The organism is Klebsiella sp. X1-16S-Nf21, from assembly GCF_002837615.1.
GTDB lineage: Bacteria > Pseudomonadota > Gammaproteobacteria > Enterobacterales > Enterobacteriaceae > Klebsiella > Klebsiella variicola.
This window is the reverse complement of record NZ_PJDK01000020.1, coordinates 24,804-37,991: the sequence shown is the minus strand read 5'-3', so window position 1 is coordinate 37,991 and position 13,188 is coordinate 24,804. Positions and strand designations below refer to the sequence as shown.

At 58.9% G+C, this 13,188-nt stretch carries 13 protein-coding genes; 5 read left to right on the top strand and 8 right to left on the bottom strand.

Annotated elements, in window-relative coordinates:
* Window positions 1-156: 156 nt before the first annotated feature.
* Window positions 157-1,257: a sodium-potassium/proton antiporter ChaA gene (chaA, locus tag CW267_RS11560; protein ID WP_008804391.1), complete on the top strand. Its 1,101-nt coding sequence runs from the start codon at window positions 157-159 to the stop codon at window positions 1,255-1,257.
* A gap of 87 nt (window positions 1,258-1,344) precedes the next feature.
* On the opposite strand, the gene kdsA is transcribed toward chaA, so the two are convergent.
* From kdsA to hemA, 6 genes are read right to left on the bottom strand one after another with little or no spacing between them, the layout of a single operon-like run.
* Window positions 1,345-2,199: a 3-deoxy-8-phosphooctulonate synthase gene (gene kdsA, locus CW267_RS11555; RefSeq protein WP_002910393.1), complete on the bottom strand. Its 855-nt coding sequence runs from the start codon at window positions 2,197-2,199 to the stop codon at window positions 1,345-1,347.
* 39 nt (window positions 2,200-2,238) lie between these two features.
* On the bottom strand, window positions 2,239-3,051 hold the full coding sequence (gene sirB1 / locus CW267_RS11550; protein WP_008804390.1) for an invasion regulator SirB1: 813 nt from the start codon (window positions 3,049-3,051) through the stop codon (window positions 2,239-2,241).
* A 3-nt stretch (window positions 3,052-3,054) separates the two neighbouring features.
* Window positions 3,055-3,447 (bottom strand): invasion regulator SirB2, encoded by a 393-nt coding sequence (gene sirB2, locus CW267_RS11545; RefSeq protein ID WP_008804389.1) that lies wholly within the window; start codon window positions 3,445-3,447, stop codon window positions 3,055-3,057.
* On the bottom strand, window positions 3,447-4,295 hold the full coding sequence (gene prmC, locus CW267_RS11540; protein ID WP_100780954.1) for a peptide chain release factor N(5)-glutamine methyltransferase: 849 nt from the start codon (window positions 4,293-4,295) through the stop codon (window positions 3,447-3,449). The genes sirB2 and prmC overlap by 1 nt, the downstream gene beginning before the upstream one ends.
* Window positions 4,295-5,377, bottom strand: a complete 1,083-nt coding sequence (gene prfA, locus CW267_RS11535; protein ID WP_008804387.1) for a peptide chain release factor 1 — start codon at window positions 5,375-5,377, stop codon at window positions 4,295-4,297. The genes prmC and prfA overlap by 1 nt, the downstream gene beginning before the upstream one ends.
* Before the next feature lie 42 nt (window positions 5,378-5,419).
* A complete protein-coding gene (gene hemA / locus CW267_RS11530; protein ID WP_012541339.1) occupies window positions 5,420-6,676 on the bottom strand; it encodes a glutamyl-tRNA reductase in 1,257 nt (418 codons plus the stop codon).
* A gap of 271 nt (window positions 6,677-6,947) precedes the next feature.
* On the opposite strand from hemA, the gene lolB reads away from it, so the two are divergent.
* From lolB to dauA, 4 genes are all read left to right on the top strand, one after another.
* The gene (gene lolB, locus CW267_RS11525) at window positions 6,948-7,559 is read left to right on the top strand and encodes a lipoprotein insertase outer membrane protein LolB (protein ID WP_008804385.1); all 612 of its coding nucleotides are present in this window, start codon (window positions 6,948-6,950) and stop codon (window positions 7,557-7,559) included.
* Window positions 7,559-8,407 carry a 4-(cytidine 5'-diphospho)-2-C-methyl-D-erythritol kinase gene (ispE, locus tag CW267_RS11520; RefSeq protein ID WP_012541338.1) on the top strand — a complete coding sequence of 283 codons (849 nt, stop codon included), beginning with the start codon at window positions 7,559-7,561 and terminating at the stop codon, window positions 8,405-8,407. The genes lolB and ispE overlap by 1 nt, the downstream gene beginning before the upstream one ends.
* Before the next feature lie 183 nt (window positions 8,408-8,590).
* Window positions 8,591-9,538, top strand: coding sequence for a ribose-phosphate diphosphokinase (gene prs, locus CW267_RS11510; RefSeq protein WP_002910407.1), 948 nt, complete (start codon window positions 8,591-8,593; stop codon window positions 9,536-9,538).
* 250 nt (window positions 9,539-9,788) lie between these two features.
* The gene (dauA, locus tag CW267_RS11505; protein ID WP_071582957.1) at window positions 9,789-11,468 is read left to right on the top strand and encodes a C4-dicarboxylic acid transporter DauA; all 1,680 of its coding nucleotides are present in this window, start codon (window positions 9,789-9,791) and stop codon (window positions 11,466-11,468) included.
* On the opposite strand, the gene CW267_RS11500 is transcribed toward dauA, so the two are convergent.
* Both CW267_RS11500 and ychH read right to left on the bottom strand, forming a co-directional pair.
* Window positions 11,469-12,515 carry a MerR family transcriptional regulator gene (locus tag CW267_RS11500; protein ID WP_016161326.1) on the bottom strand — a complete coding sequence of 349 codons (1,047 nt, stop codon included), beginning with the start codon at window positions 12,513-12,515 and terminating at the stop codon, window positions 11,469-11,471.
* Window positions 12,516-12,735: 220 nt separating this feature from the next.
* Entirely contained in the window at window positions 12,736-13,011 is a 276-nt protein-coding gene (gene ychH / locus CW267_RS11495; RefSeq protein ID WP_002910437.1) for a stress-induced protein YchH, read from the bottom strand.
* Window positions 13,012-13,188: the final 177 nt, after the last annotated feature.

Genomic DNA, 13,188 nt, shown 5'->3' with positions numbered 1-13,188 from the left:
ACTAAATAGTGGTAAACATAAATTATAATAAACTAATCAAGATATCACTCGATACCCGTAAATTTAAGTAAAAAACCAGCGGTAATTTATCAAAATCTGTTACTTTACCGCCCTACGTTTTTATAATTATAACACCTGCATAAATGGAGATGGTTCATGACCCATGCACATGAGGCGGTAAAAACCCGCCATAAGGAGTCTTCCCTCGTCTTTCCGGTGCTGGCGCTGGCGGTGCTGTTTTTCTGGGGCAGCAGCCAGTCACTGCCAGTGGTTATCGCAATTAATATCCTCGCGCTGGTCGGTATTTTAAGCAGCGCCTTCAGCGTGGTCCGCCACGCCGACGTCCTCGCCCACCGCCTGGGCGAACCCTATGGCTCCCTGATTTTAAGCCTGTCGGTGGTTATCCTTGAGGTCAGTCTGATCTCCGCCTTAATGGCCACCGGCGACGCCGCGCCGACCCTGATGCGTGATACGCTCTACTCCATTATTATGATCGTCACCGGCGGTCTGGTCGGTTTCTCTCTGCTGCTGGGCGGGCGTAAATTTGCCACCCAATATATGAATCTGTTCGGCATTAAGCAGTATCTTATCGCCCTGTTTCCGCTGGCGATTATCGTGCTGGTGTTTCCGATGGCGCTGCCGGGCGCAAACTTCAGCACCGGGCAATCGCTGCTGGTGGCGGTGATCTCGGCGGCCATGTACGGCGTTTTCCTGCTGATTCAAACCAAAACCCATCAGAGTCTGTTTGTTTATGAGCATGAAGACGACAGCGACGATGACGACCCGCACCACGGTAAACCGTCTGCCCACAGCAGCGGGTGGCATACCGCCTGGCTGCTGGTGCACCTGGTGGCAGTGATCGCGGTCACCAAAATGAACGCCAATCCGCTGGAAACGCTGTTGACCAGCATGAACGCCCCGGTGGCCTTTACCGGCTTCCTGGTGGCCCTGCTGATCCTGTCGCCGGAAGGCCTTGGCGCCCTCAAAGCGGTGCTCAACAATCAGGTACAGCGGGCGATGAACCTGTTTTTCGGCTCCGTACTGGCCACCATCTCGCTGACGGTCCCGGTGGTCACCCTCATCGCCTTCCTGACCGGCAATGAGCTGCGCTTTGGCCTTGGCGCCCCGGAGATGGTGGTGATGGTCGCCTCGCTGGTGCTGTGCCATATCTCCTTCTCCACCGGGCGCACCAATGTGCTGAACGGCGCGGCCCACCTGGCGCTGTTCGCCGCCTATCTGATGACCATTTTCGCCTGACCCCGCTTATCCGCCCGGCGGAGTCCGGGCGAAAAAAAAGCCTGCCGGTGTTAACACCGGCAGGCTTTTTCAGTGATGCGGTCAGGCTTACTTGCTGGTATCCAGCTCGTCGAAGCTTTTCACCAGATCGTCAATCGCTTTCATCTGCTTGAGGAACGGCTCCAGTTTATCCAGCGGCAGCGCGGACGGGCCGTCGCATTTCGCGTGGTCCGGATCCGGATGCGCTTCGATAAACAGACCGGCGATACCTACCGCCATACCGGCGCGGGCCAGTTCGCTCACCTGCGCGCGGCGACCGCCGGAGGCAGCGCCAAACGGGTCACGGCACTGCAGCGCGTGGGTGACGTCGAAGATAACCGGCGAGTTGTTGGAGGCTTTCTTCATCACGCCGAAGCCGAGCATATCCACGACCAGGTTGTCGTAACCGAAGTTAGCGCCGCGGTCGCAGAGGATCACTTTGTCGTTACCGCCTTCGATAAACTTATCGACGATATTGCCCATCTGACCCGGGCTGACGAACTGCGGCTTCTTGACGTTGATCACCGCCCCGGTTTTGGCCATCGCTTCCACCAGGTCAGTCTGGCGCGCGAGGAAGGCCGGAAGCTGGATCACGTCCACCACGTCAGCCACCGGCTGCGCCTGGCTGGCTTCATGAACGTCGGTGATGATTTTCACGCCAAAGGTCTGCTTCAGCTCCTGGAAAATCTTCATCCCTTCTTCCAGACCCGGACCACGATAGGAGTGGATGGAGGAACGGTTGGCTTTATCAAAGGAGGCTTTGAAGACGTAGGGGATGCCAAGCTTCTGCGTAACGGTGACGTAATGTTCGCAGATGCGCATCGCCAGGTCGCGCGACTCCAGCACGTTCATCCCGCCGAACAGCACGAACGGCAGGTCGTTCGCTACGTTGATATCACCAATGCTAACCACTTTTTGTTTCATAAGTTCGCCTTATCAGGGTGTAACCGGAATGGTTCCAGACTAATGCAATGTAATTTGTTTGTGCGAAATCGTGTTGATCTGCGCGCGGATCATCTCACTGATCGGATCCTCCGGGCACTGCTCAACGAAATAGCTCAGATCCAACAGCGCCACGTGATCGCAGTCCAGCTGGGCGTATATCAGCCCGCGGTCGCGGATCTCATACGGATCTTCCGGGTTAAACTGCAGCAGCGCTTCGCTGGCGCGCAGAGCCAGCTCCATCTGCCGCTCTTCCATCAGCGCCGACTTCAGGGTGTCCAGCAGCTTGCGGATCACCTCGGCGTTATCCGCTTCGTCGAGATCTTCATTAAACAGTTCCGCCACCGGCCCGATGTTGCCCTTCAGCCATACCTCCAGGGTATGTTCGTCGAGGGTCTCGCCGTTAAACGGATTAATCAGCCACATCTCTTCGCTGGTTTCCGGATCCGCGCGCAACAGCATTTGGGTCGGGAAGATCACCGGCACCACCGGCAGCGCCAGGCGCTGGGCGATCCACAGCAGGATCGCGCCTAACGACACCGCGCTCCCCTGACGGTTGACCAGCACTTTATCCAGCCATAGCGCGTCGGAAAGACGATAAATGCCCTGCGAAGCGCCAAAGCCCCACTCGTCGTAAAACAGCGCCAGCAGGCGTTCTATCTGGCGCTCCTGGTCCCACGACGGCGCAATCTCCTCCTGCGCGAGGCGCAGCAGCCGCTGCAGCTCTTCCTCGACAAAACGCGACGGAAAATCGTCGCGGACCTGTTCAGAAATGAGGACCATGCCATCACACAATGGCGCTTTGTTAAATTCGAAATCCGCTAATGACCCCATGCCCTACCCCAGTATCGGTATTCTTGTGATGGCGAGTTGAATGATAATAAACAACACCACCAGCGCCAGCAGGAACGCGATAAAACGGCTCTGCTGGCTGCGCGGACGACGGCGGCCCAGCGCGATAAAACCTAATGCGATGTAAATGATAACGCCAAACAGCTTTTCAGTCAGCCATGCGCCGTCTTCGGTAAACGGCAGGTAGTGCGTTATCGCCATTAAACCCGCACCGCTGAGAAACAGCAGCGTATCGCTGCAGTGCGGCGCAATTCGCACCCACCGCTGGTTCAGCAGCGGGCTCTGATGATACATCCACCAGTAACGTAAAACGAACAATCCTACCGACACCACCACGCTGGCGATGTGCAGGTAGAGGACAGCCGTGAATAAGTTCATCAGCCAACGTTCTCCATGTCGGGTAAACGTCCGAGAGTCAGACGTTCATTGTCGCCATAGTCGCGACAGGTCGCGACGTCGAGATAGCCCGCTTCGCGGAACAGGGCGCGAACCGCCTCGCCCTGGGTCCAGCCATGCTCCAGCAGCATCCAGCCGCCGGGCAGCAGATACTGCCGTCCCTCGCGGATAATCTGCGCCAGATCCGCCAGCCCCTGATCGGCAGCAACCAGCGCCGTCAACGGCTCAAAGCGCACATCGCCCTCGGCGAGATGCGGGTCGGTGGCGTCGATATAGGGTGGATTACTGACGATCATGACAAAACGCTGCCCGGCCAGCGCGCTAAACCAGTCGCTTTGCCGTATCGTCACGTTAGCGATGTCCAGATGAGCGGCATTGCGCAGTGCCAGCGCCACGGCGTCCGGCATCACATCCACCGCGGTGACCTCGCAATCCGGACGCTCGCTGGCCAGCGCCAGAGCAATGGCGCCGGTTCCGGTGCCGAGGTCGAGAATACGGCACGGCGCGGCAGGCAGTCGCGCCAGCGCCTGCTCCACCAGACACTCGGTATCCGGTCGGGGGATCAGCGTCGCCGGGGAGACGAACAGCGGCAGCGACCAGAACTCACGCTGCCCAACCAGGTGGGCAATGGGTTCTCCGCGCTGACGTCGCTGCAGGAGCGCCTCCAGCGTCGTCGCCTCGTCAGCGGACAGCGTCGTTTCGCCGAAGGCCAAAATCCAGGTGCGCGCCCGGCCGGTAACATGTCCCAGCAGGATCTCGGCATCGCGTCGCGGGCTGTCGCTTTCACGCAGCCGGGCGATCGCCTGCTGCAGCCAGGCCTGAAAGGTCATCATTCCTGCTCGGACAGCGCCGCCAGCTGATCGGCCTGATATTCCTGAACAATTGGCTCAATCAGCATATCGAGTTTGCCTTCCATGGTTTCATCCAGACGATAAAGCGTCAGGTTGATGCGGTGGTCGGTCACGCGCCCCTGTGGGAAATTGTAAGTGCGGTTACGGTCGCTACGATCGCCGCTGCCCAGCAGGTTACGGCGCGTGGAGGCTTCCGCCTGCTGACGCTTGGCCACTTCGGCGGCGCGGATACGCGCCCCCAGCACTGACAACGCCTTGGCTTTGTTTTTATGCTGGGAACGTTCGTCCTGACACTCCACCACGATGCCGGTCGGCAGGTGAGTAATACGGATAGCTGAGTCGGTGGTGTTGACGTGCTGACCGCCCGCGCCGGAGGAGCGGAAAGTATCGATGCGCAGATCCGCCGGGTTAATGTCCGGCATTTCGGCTTCCGGCAGCTCCGGCATCACCGCCACGGTGCAGGCGGAGGTATGAATACGCCCCTGCGATTCGGTGGCCGGCACACGCTGCACGCGATGGCCGCCGGATTCAAATTTCAGCCGACCGTAAACGCCGTCGCCGCTGAATTTGGCGATCACCTCTTTGAATCCGCCGTGTTCACCTTCGTTGGCGCTGAGGATCTCCACCTGCCAGCGGCGCGATTCCGCGTAGCGGCTGTACATGCGGAACAGATCGCCGGCAAACAGCGCCGCTTCGTCGCCGCCGGTTCCGGCGCGCACTTCCACGAAAGCGTTACGCTCGTCATCGGGATCTTTCGGCAGCAGCAGTACCTGCAGCTGTTGCTCCAGCTGGTCGCCTTTTTCTTTGGCGTCACGCAGCTCTTCCTGCGCCATTTCGCGCATCTCCGGATCGTCGAGCATCATCTGCGCAGTTTCGATATCCTCCTGCACCTGACGCCAGTCGGTATAGCAGCGCGCCACATCGCTCAGTTGAGCGTATTCCCGCGACAACGCGCGGAATTTATCCTGATCGGCAATCGTCGCGGCATCGCCGAGCAGCGCCTGCACTTCTTCATGGCGCTCGTACAACGCTTCCAGTTTGGCAACAATAGAAGACTTCATAGGCGTGAATTCACCCTGTCCTGAAAATAAGAGAAAGGTGCGCTATTCCAGCCCGAGGCTGTTGCGCAGAATATGCAGGCGTTCGTCGTCCCCGTCACGGGCGGCCTGCTGAAGAGATTTGGTTGGCGCGTGGATCAGGCGGTTGGTCAGCTTGCGGGCCAGATCCTGCATAATTTCCTGGGCATCACCGCCCTGCTCCAGCGCGGCCAGCGCCTTCGCGGTCAGCTCCTCACGGACCTGCTCAGACTGAGAACGGTATTCGCGAATCGTCTCGCTGGCGCTCTGCGCGCGCAGCCAGGCCATAAATTCGCTGGTCTCCTGCTCGACGATCGATTCCGCCTGCACCGCCGCGGCTTTACGCTGCGCCAGGTTATGCTGAATGATGTTTTGCAGATCGTCGACGCTGTAAAGGTAGGCGTTGGCCAGTTTGCCGACCTCCGGTTCGACATCGCGCGGAACGGCGATATCCACCAGCAGCATCGGCTGGTTACGCCGCGCCTTAAGCGCGCGCTCCACCATGCCTTTGCCGATGATCGGCAGCGGGCTGGCGGTGGAGCTGATAATAATGTCGGCCTCTTTCAGCCGTTCGTCGATATCGCTGAGGGCAATCACCTCGGCGCCCACTTCGTCCGCCAGCGCCTGGGCGCGTTCGCGGGTGCGGTTGGCAATCACCATTTTGCGCACGTGATGTTCGCGAAGATGGCGCGCCACCAGTTCGATGGTTTCACCGGCGCCGACCAGTAACACGGTGACGCTGGAGAGCGATTCAAAGATTTGCCGCGCCAGGGTACAGGCGGCGAACGCGACGGAAACGGCGCTGGCGCCGATATCGGTTTCGGTACGCACACGCTTTGCCACCGAGAACGACTTCTGGAACATCCGCTCCAGTTCGCTGACGTTCAGATGACCGCGGCTGGAATCAGCAAACGCTTTTTTCACCTGGCCGAGGATCTGCGGCTCGCCCAGCACCAGCGAATCGAGGCCGCTGGCGACGCGCATCAGATGGCTGACGGCGTCATTATCCTGGTGCCAGTAGAGGCTCTTACGCAGGTCTTCTTCGTTGAGGCCGTGATAGTTGCACAGCCAGCGGATCAGCGCTTCCTGCAGATTGTCCTGCTCTTCGACGCTGAGATAGAGTTCCGTGCGGTTGCAGGTCGACAGCACTACCCCCCCCTGCACCATCGGCTGAGCCAGCAAGCTCTCCAGCGCCTGATCGAGCGTTTCCGGCGAAAACGTCACGCGTTCTCGCAGGTCGACCGGCGCTGTTTTGTGATTGATGCCAAGAGCTAAAAGGGTCATTGTGAGGGAGTAGTACCAGCGTTGCTAAGGTTAGTCTGAGTGCATCATACAGGATGCGCGTAATCAATAAAAGAGAGGCTCCCCTTTTGGAGTAATAGCCAAAGCAAGACCGCCATTAACGTTAATTTTTTGATTTCAGACAACTTGAACGTAGACGCTATCGCCCGGCGACGCTAGCATTAAGGGTTATAAATGTAACCTGCTACACAAATCGGCCCGCTATTCCCCTGCCGCCGTTTTTCCCTGTAGACATCAAGGATTTGTCATCATTATGAATCGACTGTTCCGCTTGCTGCCGCTGGCCAGCCTCGTCCTCACCGCCTGTTCTCTTCATACGCCGCAAGGGCCTGGCAAAAGCCCGGATTCGCCGCAGTGGCGTCAGCACCAGCAGGCTGTTCGCAGCCTCAACCAGTTCCAGACTCGCGGGGCGTTTGCCTATCTTTCCGATGAGCAAAAAGTCTATGCTCGCTTCTTCTGGCAACAGACCGGCCAGGACCGCTATCGCCTGCTGCTGACCAACCCGCTGGGCAGCACCGAGCTGTCGCTGACCGCGCAGCCAGGCAGCGTGCAGCTGATCGATAACAAAGGCCAGACCTACACCGCCACCGATGCCGAAGAGATGATCGGCCGCCTGACCGGGATGCCGATCCCGCTGAACAGCCTGCGCCAGTGGATCATCGGCCTGCCGGGCGACGCCACCGACTATTCGCTGGACGATCAGTACCGTCTGCGTGAACTTAACTACACGCAAAATGGCAAAACCTGGCACGTCACCTACGGCGGCTACACCAGCGATACCCAGCCAGCCCTGCCGTCTAATGTCGAGCTGAACAATGGCGCTCAGCGCATCAAGCTGAAGATGGATAACTGGATCGTGAAATGATGAGCCGCTGGCCCTCTCCTGCAAAACTGAATCTGTTTTTATATATCACCGGCCAGCGGGCCGATGGCTACCATACCCTGCAGACGCTGTTTCAGTTTCTCGACTATGGCGACACCTTGACCATCGAACCGCGAACTGACGGTCAACTGCGCCTGCTGACGCCGGTGGCCGGCGTGCCGGACGAGGAGAACCTGATCGTTCGCGCTGCGCGTCTGCTGATGCGTGCCGCCAGCGAAAGCGACCGCCTGCCGGCGGGTAGCGGCGCCGATATCAGTGTCGACAAGCGCCTGCCTATGGGCGGCGGCCTGGGCGGCGGCTCATCCAATGCCGCCACCGTGCTGGTGGCGCTCAACCATCTCTGGGGCTGCGGTCTCTCGGAAGAGGAGCTGGCGACCCTGGGCCTTCAGCTGGGGGCCGATGTGCCGGTCTTCGTGCGCGGCCATGCCGCCTTTGCCGAGGGAGTCGGCGAAATTCTGACACCGGTGGAGCCCGAGGAAAAATGGTACCTGGTGGCGCACCCGGGGGTCAGTATTCCGACGCCAGTCATTTTTCGCGATCCGGAGCTACCACGAAATACCCCGCGCCGGTCAATTAATACGTTATTAAATTGTGAATTCAGCAACGATTGCGAGCTTATCGCAAGAAAACGTTTTCGCGAGGTTGATGCAGCGCTTTCCTGGCTGTTAGAATATGCGCCGTCACGCCTGACCGGCACAGGGGCCTGTGTGTTTGCTGAATTTAACACCGAATCCGCTGCCCGTCAGGTGCTGGACACTGCCCCGGCATGGCTAAATGGCTTTGTAGCGCGCGGAGTTAACCTCTCGCCGCTCAAGCAGGCCCTGCTCTGAATCCTGCGCCGTGATGGCGCAACGATAACGAGTCAACCGGGGAAATTGAGTTACGGTGACAACGTCACCCTGTTCCAGACGTTGCATCGTGCTCTTTAAATACACCGACTGGATCGAATGGCGCCAGCCCGCACATTATTGGCCCACTCATCCACCACTGGACGCATGCCTGAGGTTCTTCTCGTGCCTGATATGAAGCTTTTTGCTGGTAACGCCACCCCGGAACTAGCACAACGTATTGCCAACCGCCTGTACACTTCTCTTGGCGACGCCGCTGTAGGTCGTTTTAGCGACGGCGAAGTCAGCGTACAAATCAATGAAAACGTACGCGGTGGTGATATTTTCATCATCCAGTCCACTTGTGCTCCCACCAATGACAACCTGATGGAACTGGTTGTTATGGTTGATGCTCTGCGTCGTGCTTCGGCAGGTCGTATCACCGCCGTTATCCCTTACTTCGGTTATGCTCGCCAGGACCGTCGTGTTCGTTCTGCTCGTGTGCCAATCACCGCGAAAGTGGTGGCAGATTTCCTGTCCAGCGTCGGCGTTGACCGCGTGCTGACCGTTGACCTGCACGCAGAACAGATCCAGGGCTTCTTCGATGTGCCAGTTGATAACGTGTTCGGCAGCCCAATCCTGCTGGAAGATATGCTGCAGCTGAACCTGGACAACCCGATTGTGGTTTCTCCGGACATCGGCGGCGTCGTGCGTGCCCGCGCTATCGCTAAACTGCTGAATGATACCGATATGGCTATCATCGACAAGCGCCGTCCGCGCGCCAACGTCTCCCAGGTGATGCATATCATCGGCGACGTGGCTGGTCGTGACTGCGTGATGGTCGACGATATGATCGACACCGGCGGCACCCTGTGTAAAGCGGCAGAAGCGCTGAAAGAGCGTGGCGCGAAACGCGTATTCGCTTATGCAACGCACCCGATCTTCTCCGGTAACGCTATCCAGAACATCAAAAACTCTGTGATTGATGAATTTGTCGTTTGCGATACCATTCCGCTGGCACCCGAAATTAAAGCGCTGGATAAAGTGCGTACTCTGACGCTCTCCGGTATGCTGGCTGAAGCTATTCGCCGTATCAGCAATGAAGAATCTATCTCTGCTATGTTCGAACATTAATCGAGCCGAGCATAAAAACCCGCTGCGGCGGGTTTTTTTGTCTCTGAATTTTTAATTCTTCCACAAAATCATTCGGCATGCGTCAAGGCGGCAAGTGAATGAATCCCCGGGAGCGTACAGGCAGTACGTGACCGGGGTAAATGAACGCAGCCAACACAGAGGCATCCCGAAGGATGACGTGGAAATGACCAATGCCTCCTTCACCTGCCATTTAGTTGACAGATGATGCGCTCATGGATGAAACATTATTGTGAACAGATTATTTTCCTCACATGTGATGCCTTTCCGCGCCCTCATCGACGCTTGTTGGAAAGAAAAGTACACCACCGCCCGCTTTACCCGCGATCTGATCGCCGGGATCACCGTCGGGATCATTGCGATTCCGCTGGCGATGGCGCTGGCGATTGGCAGCGGTGTGCCGCCGCAGTACGGCCTCTATACCTCAGCGGTGGCAGGGATTGTGATCGCCATAACCGGCGGGTCGCGCTTTAGCGTTTCCGGCCCGACCGCCGCCTTTGTGGTGATCCTCTATCCGGTTTCCCAGCAGTTTGGTCTGGCGGGGCTACTGGTGGCGACGCTGATGTCGGGGATCTTTTTAATTCTCTTTGGTCTGGCGCGCTTTGGCCGTCTGATCGAATATATCCCGCTGTCGGTGACTCTCGGTTTCACCTCCGGGATCGGTATCACCATCGGTACCATGCAGATTAAAGACTTCCTCGGCCTGCAGATGCCCCATGTGCCGGAGCATTACCTGCAGAAAGTGGCAGCGCTGGCGATGGCCCTGCCAACGATTAACCCCGGCGATGCCGCCATCGGCGTCGTCACTCTCGGCACTCTGATCCTCTGGCCGCGGCTGGGTATCCGTCTGCCGGGCCACCTTCCGGCGCTGCTGGCCGGCTGCGCGGTGATGCTGGTGGTTAATTTGCTCGGCGGCGATGTCGCCACAATTGGCTCGCAGTTCCACTATCAGCTGGCAGACGGCACTCAGGGCAACGGCATTCCACAGCTGCTGCCGCAGCTGGTACTCCCCTGGGATATGCCGGGTTCAAACTTTACCCTGAGCTGGGCCTCGCTGCAGGCTCTGCTGCCTGCCGCCTTCTCCATGGCGATGCTCGGCGCCATTGAGTCTCTGCTGTGCGCGGTGGTGCTTGATGGCATGACCGGTACCAAGCATAAAGCCAATAGCGAGCTGATTGGCCAGGGGCTGGGCAACATCGTTGCGCCGTTCTTCGGCGGGATCACTGCCACCGCGGCGATTGCCCGCTCGGCGGCGAACGTCCGCGCCGGCGCCACATCGCCGGTTGCCGCCGTGATCCACGCCCTGCTGGTGATCCTGGCGCTGCTGATCCTCGCCCCGCTGCTCTCCTGGCTGCCGCTGTCGGCGATGGCCGCCCTGCTGCTGATGGTGGCATGGAACATGAGCGAGGCGCATAAAGTGATCAACCTGCTGCGCCACGCACCGAAAGACGACATCGTGGTGATGCTGATGTGCATGTCGCTGACGGTGCTGTTTGATATGGTGATTGCCATCAGCGTCGGGATCGTGCTGGCCTCGCTGTTGTTTATGCGCCGTATCGCGCGCATGACCCATCTGGCGCCGGTCAACGTCGAGGTGCCAGACGATGTGCTGGTGCTGCGGGTGATTGGGCCGCTGTTCTTTGCCGCCGCCGAAGGCTTGTTCAACGACCTGGAGACCCGGATCGCCGGCAAGCGCATCGTGGTGCTGAAATGGGACGCGGTGCCGGTTCTCGACGCCGGTGGTCTGGATGCCTTCCAGCGCTTTGTGAACAAGCTGCCGGAAGGCTGTGAATTGCGCGTATCTAACCTCGAGTTTCAGCCGCTGCGCACGTTAGCGCGCGCCGGCGTCAAGCCGCTGCCCGGACGCCTGAGCTTCTACCCCGATCGTCAGGCCGCGCTGGCTGACCTGTGATCACCCGGCGGCAGGCCCCTGCGCCTGCCGCATCAAGGCTCCGGTCGCCTGCTGCAGCCAGCTCAGCACCGCCGGCGTCATCCAGGTGCCCTTCATCAAATGCGGCTCCTGCTCCATTGCCCGACGAAACTTCTGCAACGTCTGCGGCCGGGTACCGGCGTAGGACTGAAACAGTTCAAGCCACGCCCGGGCCAGCGCCTGACCCGACGCCGAGTCCGGCGCTACGCCCTCCCGGCACGCCTGATGCAGCTTCGCCACCAGCGCAGGCCACTCCTGTAGCCGGTCGAAATAGTGCCGGCGGGTGAACGCCATCTCCTCGTCGTCGAGGTAACGCGCCCAGATGGCCAGTTTGCTTTCGGCAAAGGCCTCGGTGACAAAGGCGATGATGGCCGGGGTGACGCCGGTCTGTTCAACCATTTGCGGCTCGGCGGCATGCATCTCGTTCAGGCGGGTCAGAAACTCCGGGCGCCCTGCCGTATCCTGCTCCAGGCGCTCCATCCAGCGCGTCGCCAGACTCATCGCCTGCGGACTGTCCGTCGGGCAGCCGCTCGCCATCAGCGTCTGCACCTCCTCTGTTAGCTCGCGCCACGCCTGCGCGCGCTGTTCATCCTGTGCCGCAAACGGCAGCGCGGCTAACTCCTGTTGACTAAACCAACGATCGTACATTTTCATTAACTCCAACGTCTGTAGCCAGGACTCCAGATCGGGTTCATTGCCGCCCGCCAGCGCCTCGCGCAGCACCAACAGCCGGTCGCGCAGCCTGCCGACATCGCGCAATTGGGCGTTGAGCGTCTCTATCTGCTGCGTCAGCAGCTCGGGTAGCGACAGCGTTTGCCGATCGAGATAGTCCTTGATGGTGGCGAGCGTCAGCCCGGCCTGCGCCAGCGCCTTTATCATATGCAGGCGCTGAACCGCGGACAGGTTATAGAGCCGATAGCCCGCCTCGCTTCTGGCCGAAGGCGTTAACAGCCCCGTCTGTTCATAATGATGCAGCGTACGCACCGTCATTCCGGCGCGCTTCGCCAGCTCTCCCACCTGAATTAACATGACTGCTCCTCTCTGTGGCCAGGTCCGCTACTCTGCTGCCTGACGTAACGTCAGGGTCAAGCGAAAACCTCATTAGCTATTCATTTTGGCAGCAACCTTAGCAGCACGGAGGTCAGGACGGAATGGGGTCGTATGGTGATGGAGAAAAGAGGAGGAAATAACGAGAGTCACAGGAAAACGCATCGGCCTTCAGGGGCCGATGCGGGAAATCATGCTACGGTTAGCTGTGGCGATGCTGATTACGACGGCAGCGTTTATCATAGTGGCGCACCCACCAGTAGCGGTCGCTGACCTGCTCGTGGCCGCCAATACGGGCACCGGCCAGCCAGAGCACGGCGCCAACGAAGATGCTTAAGATTGCGCCATGTGCAAAGAATTGCGGCAGGTTAAGCTGCGGAAGCTGGTTCAGAATGGAGTAGCCTACCCCCACAACCATCACCACCAACCCTAACCCCATGAGTACGTTACCGAGTAACGAAGCGTTTTTGCGTTTCATGTGTCACCTCCGGACTTTGGGTTGCCAGGGAATATCCCCAAATCTTATAGGTGTAGTATAGACAGGGTCCCTGCCCTGGAGTGCGCCCACGATCACATTAGTGAACACCGATTAGACAAATATTTACAAATAAGCCTCTGAACAATATCAAATTCTAATGATTCAGGTGGGTAATCA